This window comes from uncultured Legionella sp., from assembly GCF_937871865.1.
Lineage (GTDB): Bacteria > Pseudomonadota > Gammaproteobacteria > Legionellales > Legionellaceae > Legionella.
In genome coordinates, this window is record NZ_CALMPD010000228.1 from 1 (window position 1) to 7,557 (window position 7,557).

The window sequence follows — 7,557 nt, forward strand, 5'->3', positions numbered from 1 at the left end:
AACCAATGGTTATTCTTGGTGTAGTCTCCTTTTTGTTGCTTCTTGAACCTGATTTTGGTGCCACGGTGGTTATTTCGGGTACTGTCATGGCGATGCTTTTTTTAGCTGGAGTAAAGTTAAGGTATTATATTGGTTTAATGTTAGTAGTAATCAGTGCTTTGGCAATGCTGGCTATCTCATCTCCTTACAGGGTCGCCAGATTAACTGCCTTTTTAGATCCCTGGGCTGATCAATACAACAGTGGATACCAGCTTACTCAGTCTTTGATTGCATTTGGACGAGGAGGTTGGTTTGGTTCCGGTTTGGGTGAGAGCATTCAAAAATTGATGTATTTACCCGAAGCACATACTGATTTTTTATTTGCTGTACTTGCTGAAGAGTTGGGGTTGTTTGGAATTTTAGTAGTAATGACTTTGTATAGTATACTTGTAATTCGGGGGCTAACAATCGCATATACGGCTCATGTTCAAGAGCGTCTTTTTGCTTCATTTACTGCATACGGTCTGACTTTTTGGCTTGCCTTGCAGGCAGCAATTAATATGGGCGTGAATGCCGGTTTGTTACCTACAAAAGGGCTAACTCTGCCATTACTTAGTTATGGTGGTGCCAGTATAGTAATTAATTGTGTGGTTGTCGCATTATTATTGCGTATCGACCATGAAAATCGTTGGCAATCTCTAGGATTGAGAACGCAGACGGCATAAGGGGGAATTGTGAATAATTCAGGACCATTTTTATCTACCAGGATGGGGCGTGTAGAACAAATTCATTTTGTTGGTATCGGTGGCGTTGGCATGTGCGGTATTGCTGAAGTGTTGCATAATCAAGGTTATCGTATCACTGGTTCTGATATAGGCGAAGGCAGCTCAGTGCAGCGCTTGAAGTCCTTGGGAATTCAAGTGTACATCGGTCATCGCGTTGAAAATATATTGGGTGCCGATGTGGTGGTACGTTCTTCTGCTGTTGATATGAACAACCCTGAGATTACTGCTGCACGCGATGCAATGATTCCCGTGATCCCAAGAGCTGCAATGCTGGCAGAATTAATGCGTTTCAGACATGGAATTGCAATCGCTGGTACGCACGGTAAAACCACAACAACTAGTTTGGTCAGTAGTCTGCTAGCTGAAGGTGGGCTTGATCCCAGTTTCGTTATTGGCGGAAAATTAAACAGCTGTGGTACTAATGCTCAGTTAGGTCAGTCCGCTTATTTTGTTGTAGAAGCAGATGAAAGTGACGCATCCTTTTTATTTTTAAAACCGATGATGGCTGTAGTGACTAACATAGATGCTGATCATATGGACACCTACGGGGATGATTTTGATAAACTAAGAACTACGTTTCTTGAGTTTTTACATCATCTTCCTTTTTACGGATTAGCTGTGGTCTGTATTGAAGATGAGGAAATACAGAAGATTCTACCAGCCATCCAACGGCCTACTTTGACCTACGGATTTAAAGAGGACGCTCATTACCGAGCAGTAGACTGGACACAAAATGAGCTGTTAAGTCAATTCACCGTAATAAGGCCTGCGCCTTATCCTCAATTGACTATTCAGTTTCAGTATCCTGGCCGTCATAATGTTTTAAATGCTTTGGCTGCAATTGCAATTGCTACTGAGGTAGGTGTTGATGATGATTCTATTATTCGCGGTTTGCAAAAATTTCAGGGGGTAGGGCGACGGTTTCAAATGTTGGGAGAACGACAGTTTGAACATGGTTCTGCTATTGTCGTGGACGATTATGGACATCATCCCCAGGAAATCTTATCAACAATCGATGCATTTAGACGTGTTTGGCCAGATAAGCGATTAGTACATGTATTCCAACCGCACCGTTATTCCCGCACCCAGTCTTTATATAGCCAGTTTATTGATGTTTTAAGCCTTTCTGATGAATTGTTTTTGTTTGATATCTATGCGGCAGGAGAAACGGCTATTCCTGGTGTAACCAGTGAAGAACTGGCAAAAGAAATCAGACACAAAGACAGACGAGTGACCATGGTGAATGAACAGTCCTTAGGCGAAAAACTGGATGCGTTTATAAAAGATGGCGATGTTATTTTGATGCAGGGAGCTGGTAATATTGGTCAAATGGCAGTAAATCTCATGAAAAAAATGTAAGGAAATAGCCGGAGCATAATGGGGCAGGATTTTGCTCCTGCTTCTCCCTGAGATATTGAAGCATTGATTCATTTGGTGCAAACTAAGTTAAAGAGCAAACAACTGTAGAGTTGATGCACGAAGTACATATTATTGGAGACTGCTAATGTCTAAGCTTATCAACCTTGTTTTGCTTTATGGTGGAAAATCAGGCGAGCACGAAGTGTCGTTGGTTTCTGCAACATCAGTGCTCAGACATCTGAATACTGATAAATACAACATAATTCCTATTGCTATGGATAAAAATGGTCAGTTCCATCTGCATGCGTATAACGATTTATTGAATTATAAAGACAAGCTACCTGTCGTAACCGAACAGTCTAAACCATTGGACAGTATATTGAGTAATGGGCGGATGGCCGTCGATGCTGATGTAGTGTTTCCTGTTGTTCATGGCCCTTTATACGAGGACGGCTGTTTACAAGGAGTGCTTGAACTTGCTGATGTTGCCTATGTCGGTTGTGATGTTTTGTCTTCAGCTATTGGCATGGATAAGGATATGGCTAGACGCGTCGCTTGTATCAATGGGCTTAAATCAGCTCAATATAAAGTATTGTCCTATCATACGACAGCGACCGAACGCCAACAATTTTGCAATGACGTCTCTGCTGATTTTGGCTGGCCTCTATTTGTCAAGCCGTGCTCGCTAGGATCTAGTGTCGGTATTCATAAAGCGCAAAATATGGCAGAGTTGGTGGCTGCTGTAGATGATGCCTTGCGCTACGATGAAGAAATTCTGGTAGAGGAATTTATTCAGGGACGAGAAATTGAATTATCGGTATTGGAAAACAAAAAACCATCTGCTCGACCACGAGTGAGTACTGCTGGTGAAATTCGAGTGCACCATCCTGATGGGTTTTATTCCTATACAGCAAAATACCTTGAAAGTGGACAGACAGATTTAATTATTCCAGCATTACTTAATAGTAAATTGGAAGAGCGATTAAAACAGGCTGCTGCAGATATTTTCTCGCGATTAAAATGCAAGGGAATGGCTCGGGTTGATTTCTTCGTTAATGATCAAACTGAAGAAATCTATTTTAATGAAATTAATACCTTGCCTGGATTCACTTCAATCAGTATGTATCCCAAGCTATGGCAAGCTACGGGTATCGCTTATCCTGATTTGCTTGATGAGTTGGTTCAAATTGCCCTGACTCACCAAAACTGCCGACAACATTTAGTGACCAATTACCTGTGAAAGAGCATATCAAACGAAAAGATGTTGATTCCAATGGGCTGCGTTACGCCAGCCTGTTGGCACTATTGATTATTAGTGCCTTGTTACTTGCTGGTCGTTTGGGGTATTTATATCTTGCTGACGCAGAGCGTTTCCCAATAACGACTATTAAAGTAGCGGCAAGCTATGAGCATGTGAGTCATAAAGAATTAGAGTCAGTTTTGTCTCAACATTTAAGTGCAAGTTTTTTTTCTTTGCCCGTAGGACGGTTACAAAATGATTTAAATGCGATAAATTGGATTGATAGCGCTTATGTAGAACGAGTCTGGCCTGATGCATTAAAAATAAAATTGATAGAAAAAAAACCAGTTGCGCTTTGGGGCGATGACTTGATGACAGCGGATGGCAGGCTGTTCAATACCGGGACAGTTCCGGACGATGTGAATGTTCCAAAGCTCAAAGGACCATCAGGTCAACAATTAGACGTCTTACAAGTTTATGAAAAATTGAGTAAGATATTATCATCGTATGGTTTAAATGCTGCTGCATTGTTCTTAAGAGACAATCAGGCCTGGGTTTTAGAACTGGGCAATGGTGTAAAAATATACTTGGGAAAGAAAGAGTTAGAAGCGCGATTACTGCGTTTTTGTAAAGCATATCCTGCAGTGTTTGCTGAAAAAGCAGAGCAGTTGGCTAGCGTGGATTTAAGGTATCCACGTGGTATGGCAGTGCAGTGGAAACAACAAACGGGACGATAATGGCAAAAAAAATAGAAAAAAATATTATCACTGGATTGGATATTGGAACTTCAAAAATTATTGCATTAATTGGTGAAGTCACATCCGATGGAGCAATCGAAATAATTGGAATTGGCCGCCATCCTTCTCGCGGTTTAAAACGAGGCGTCGTCGTTGACATTGAGGCCACGGTAAATTCCATACAACGTGCCGTACAGGAAGCTGAGCTTATGGCTGGCTGTGAGGTAAGAACCGTTTATGCGGGCATTGCCGGAAGTCATATACGCAGTTTAAATTCACATGGCATTGTAGCGATTCGTGATCAAGAAGTATCCCAGGCTGATGTTGAGCGGGTTATTGATGCAGCGAAAGCAGTTGCAATACCGGCCGATCAAAAAATCCTGCACATATTGCCTCAAGAATTTATCATTGATCATCAAGGCAGTATCCGTGAGCCCATAGGAATGGCGGGGGTCAGGCTTGAATCTCGTGTTCACATCGTCACCGGTTCTGTAAGTGCTGCACAAAATATTGTGAAGTGCGTACGCCGTTGTGGATTGGAAGTGACTGACATTATTTTGGAGCAGCTGGCATCGAGTCATGCTGCGCTGACTGAAGATGAAAAAGATCTGGGCGTCTGTCTGATTGATATCGGTGGTGGAACAACTGACATCGCTGTGTTCTGCGAAGGAGCTATTCAGCATACCTCTGTTATCCCTATTGCTGGTGATCAGGTGACTAACGATATTGCTATGGCTTTGCGCACACCGACAAAAGCTGCAGAATCGATTAAGTTAAGTCATGCTTGTGCTGTACCTGAAATGGCGAATCCCAATCAAATGTTGGAAGTGGCTAGTGTGAATGAACGTCCAGGCAGAAAGATATCTGCCAAAGCACTATCTGATGTCGTTACAGCACGTTACGAAGAGTTATTTTCACTAGTGCGTAATGAATTACGCCGCAGCGGGTTTGAGGACAGAATTGCTGCCGGTATTGTATTGACCGGAGGTGCTTCTAATGTACGAGGTGTTGTAGAACTTGCCGAGCTTTGTTTTGAAATGCCAGTACGCAAAGGCTGTGCTCATTATGTATCAGGTCTTGCTGAAGCAACAGAAAATCCTTCATTTGCTACCGGCGTAGGTTTATTACTCCATGGCTTTCAGCAACAATATGAAGGCGGGTATAGCGTGCCCACATTGAATGACAATTCAAAAGGGGTGTGGTCGCGCATGAAAGAATGGTTTCAGGGCAATTTTTAGTTTTTAAGCGCCAGGAAATTGATAGTTCACTTGAGAGTAAGACTATCAGCATATCCTGGCTATCACTGTTTGAAATCTACTCAATAATGAATGAGTAGCAATTAGGGGTTGCATTATGATGCAACATATTCAAAACTGTTTTAAAGATATAAGCAGAAAAAAGCAGCACATTAGGGGAGCTGGGTTATGTTTGAATTAATGGAAAGCAGCCAACACGATAATAATGCCGTTATTAAGGTTGTAGGTGTTGGCGGTGGCGGCGGTAACGCTGTGGAACATATGGTTGCTGAAAATATAGATGGTGTCGAATTCATTTGTGCCAATACTGATGCGCAAGCATTGAAAGCGTCCAATGCAAAAATTCACATTCAATTAGGTGATGAGCTGACAAAAGGATTAGGCGCTGGCGCGAATCCTCAAATCGGACGTGAGGCTGCAGAAGAAGACAGAGATCATATTCGTGAAATTCTAAGTGGCGCAGATATGGTATTTATTACTGCTGGTATGGGTGGTGGTACTGGAACTGGGGCTGCACCAGTGTTCGCTGAAGTTGCTAAGGAACTCGGCATTTTAACGGTTGCTGTAGTTACTAAACCATTTGCTTTTGAAGGCAAGCAACGTGCTATTGCTGCAGAAGATGGAATTCGTCGTCTTGCAGAGCATGTCGATTCACTCATTACTATTCCTAATAATAAGTTATTAAGTGTGCTGGGTAAAAACATCAGTTTACTCAATGCATTTAAAGCGGCAAATAACGTTCTGTTAGGAGCTGTAAAAGGAATATCAGACCTGATTACTCGTCCTGGCTTAATCAACGTCGACTTTGCTGACGTGCGCACTGTTATGTCTGAAATGGGCATGGCTATGATGGGTACTGGATGTGCTGTAGGAGAGCAACGAGCTCGTCAGGCAGCTGAGGCCGCAATTGCATCTCCTTTATTAGAAGACGTAAATTTCTCCGGTGCTCGTGGAATTCTGGTTAATATTACGGCTGGCCTTGATATGTCTATAGGTGAATTCGAGGAAGTCGGTGATGTGGTTAAAGAATTTATTTCTGATGATGCTACCGTTGTCGTTGGTACTGTAATCGATCCTGAAATGACTGATGAAATGCGAGTTACTGTGATTGTTACTGGATTAGGTGATGTGAAACAACGTCATCAACAACCACAACAGCAACAACAAGGGCAAAGAGCACGATTAATGGAAAGTACCAGAAGCGATGGTTCTCTTGATTATCATCAATTGGACAGACCTGCTGTTATCCGTAAACAAGCCCAAAGTGCTGCTGTAAGTTCTGCTAGTGCGATCAAACAAAAAGTTGCTGGCAGCGATAATGTTCCTGATGTTGATTATTTGGATATACCTGCATTTTTGCGTCGCCAGGAAGAGGAAGCTTAGCAGGGTATTGTTATTGATAAGAGCTTGAGTTATTGTAATTAGATAAATGATAATGATAAATCATTAGGCAATTGCAATAGCTCAAATGTAATGCATTAAGCGGTTGTTAAATATTTTTAGTTTTGCTCATAATGAGCTTATTTTGTACGGATAGTAAGTGTTCAACAGGCTCAAGTTGGATATTTAAGCGTTCTGCGATGTTTAATTGAATAAAAAATTAGACTAATCAATAAATTGTTGTTAAGATCAAGAGGTTTTTGCGCGCAAAATAAAATACAAAGATAAAAGGTGAGCACTGAATGATAAAACAAAGAACTCCTAAAAAGGTAATCCAGGCCACTGGCGTTGGGTTGCATTCCGGTGAGAAAGTGCTTTTAACCTTAAGACCTGCTCCTGTTAATACCGGGATAGTTTTTAGACGAGTGGATCTGTCACCTGTAGTTGAAATTCCTGCATCCTATGAGTATGTTGGCGATACTATGTTGTGTACTACCTTACATCATGGAAGCGTGAAAGTAGCGACTGTCGAGCATCTGTTATCAGCCTTGGCTGGTTTGGGTATCGATAATGCCTATATTGATGTTAATGCGCCTGAGCTACCAATTATGGATGGTAGTGCTGCACCTTTTGTTTTCCTTATTCAATCAGCCGGCATTAAAGAACAGAATGCTCCAAAGAAGTATATTCGCATTCTTAAGCCTATTCGAGTGGAAGATAATGGTAAATACGTCCAGTTTCTGCCGCATAAAGGCTATAAAGTTTCATTTACTATAGATTTTGATCATCCTGTCTTCAATGACAAGCCACAAACAGTCAGC

Annotated in this window: 7 protein-coding genes; all 7 read left to right on the forward strand. The window is 41.8% G+C overall.

Annotated elements, in window-relative coordinates:
• Positions 1-704: putative peptidoglycan glycosyltransferase FtsW (locus tag Q0495_RS12135; protein ID WP_298626734.1), on the forward strand; the 704-nt coding region annotated here is incomplete at its 5' end.
• A gap of 9 nt (positions 705-713) precedes the next feature.
• Positions 714-2,123: a UDP-N-acetylmuramate--L-alanine ligase gene (gene murC / locus Q0495_RS12140; protein ID WP_298626736.1), complete on the forward strand. Its 1,410-nt coding sequence runs from the start codon at positions 714-716 to the stop codon at positions 2,121-2,123.
• 145 nt (positions 2,124-2,268) lie between these two features.
• Positions 2,269-3,363, forward strand: coding sequence for a D-alanine--D-alanine ligase family protein (locus Q0495_RS12145; protein ID WP_298626739.1), 1,095 nt, complete (start codon positions 2,269-2,271; stop codon positions 3,361-3,363).
• Entirely contained in the window at positions 3,360-4,100 is a 741-nt protein-coding gene (locus Q0495_RS12150) for a cell division protein FtsQ/DivIB (RefSeq protein ID WP_298626742.1), read from the forward strand. The genes Q0495_RS12145 and Q0495_RS12150 overlap by 4 nt, the downstream gene beginning before the upstream one ends.
• Complete coding sequence (gene ftsA / locus Q0495_RS12155) at positions 4,100-5,338, forward strand: cell division protein FtsA (protein WP_298626744.1); 1,239 nt, start codon at positions 4,100-4,102, stop codon at positions 5,336-5,338. The genes Q0495_RS12150 and ftsA overlap by 1 nt, the downstream gene beginning before the upstream one ends.
• A gap of 186 nt (positions 5,339-5,524) precedes the next feature.
• Positions 5,525-6,739, forward strand: a complete 1,215-nt coding sequence (gene ftsZ, locus Q0495_RS12160; protein ID WP_298626746.1) for a cell division protein FtsZ — start codon at positions 5,525-5,527, stop codon at positions 6,737-6,739.
• A gap of 299 nt (positions 6,740-7,038) precedes the next feature.
• Positions 7,039-7,557, forward strand: a 519-nt coding sequence (gene lpxC, locus Q0495_RS12165) for a UDP-3-O-acyl-N-acetylglucosamine deacetylase (protein WP_298626748.1), incomplete at its 3' end; no start/stop codon positions are given.

What these genes read in the sequence shown, in the direction of transcription:
- Q0495_RS12145 (WP_298626739.1), top strand. Translation starts at nt 2,269, where the DNA reads ATGTCTAAGCTTATCAACCTTGTTTTGCTTTATGGTGGAAAATCAGGC.
- ftsA (WP_298626744.1), top strand. Translation starts at nt 4,100, where the DNA reads ATGGCAAAAAAAATAGAAAAAAATATTATCACTGGATTGGATATTGGA.
- ftsZ (WP_298626746.1), top strand. Translation starts at nt 5,525, where the DNA reads ATGTTTGAATTAATGGAAAGCAGCCAACACGATAATAATGCCGTTATT.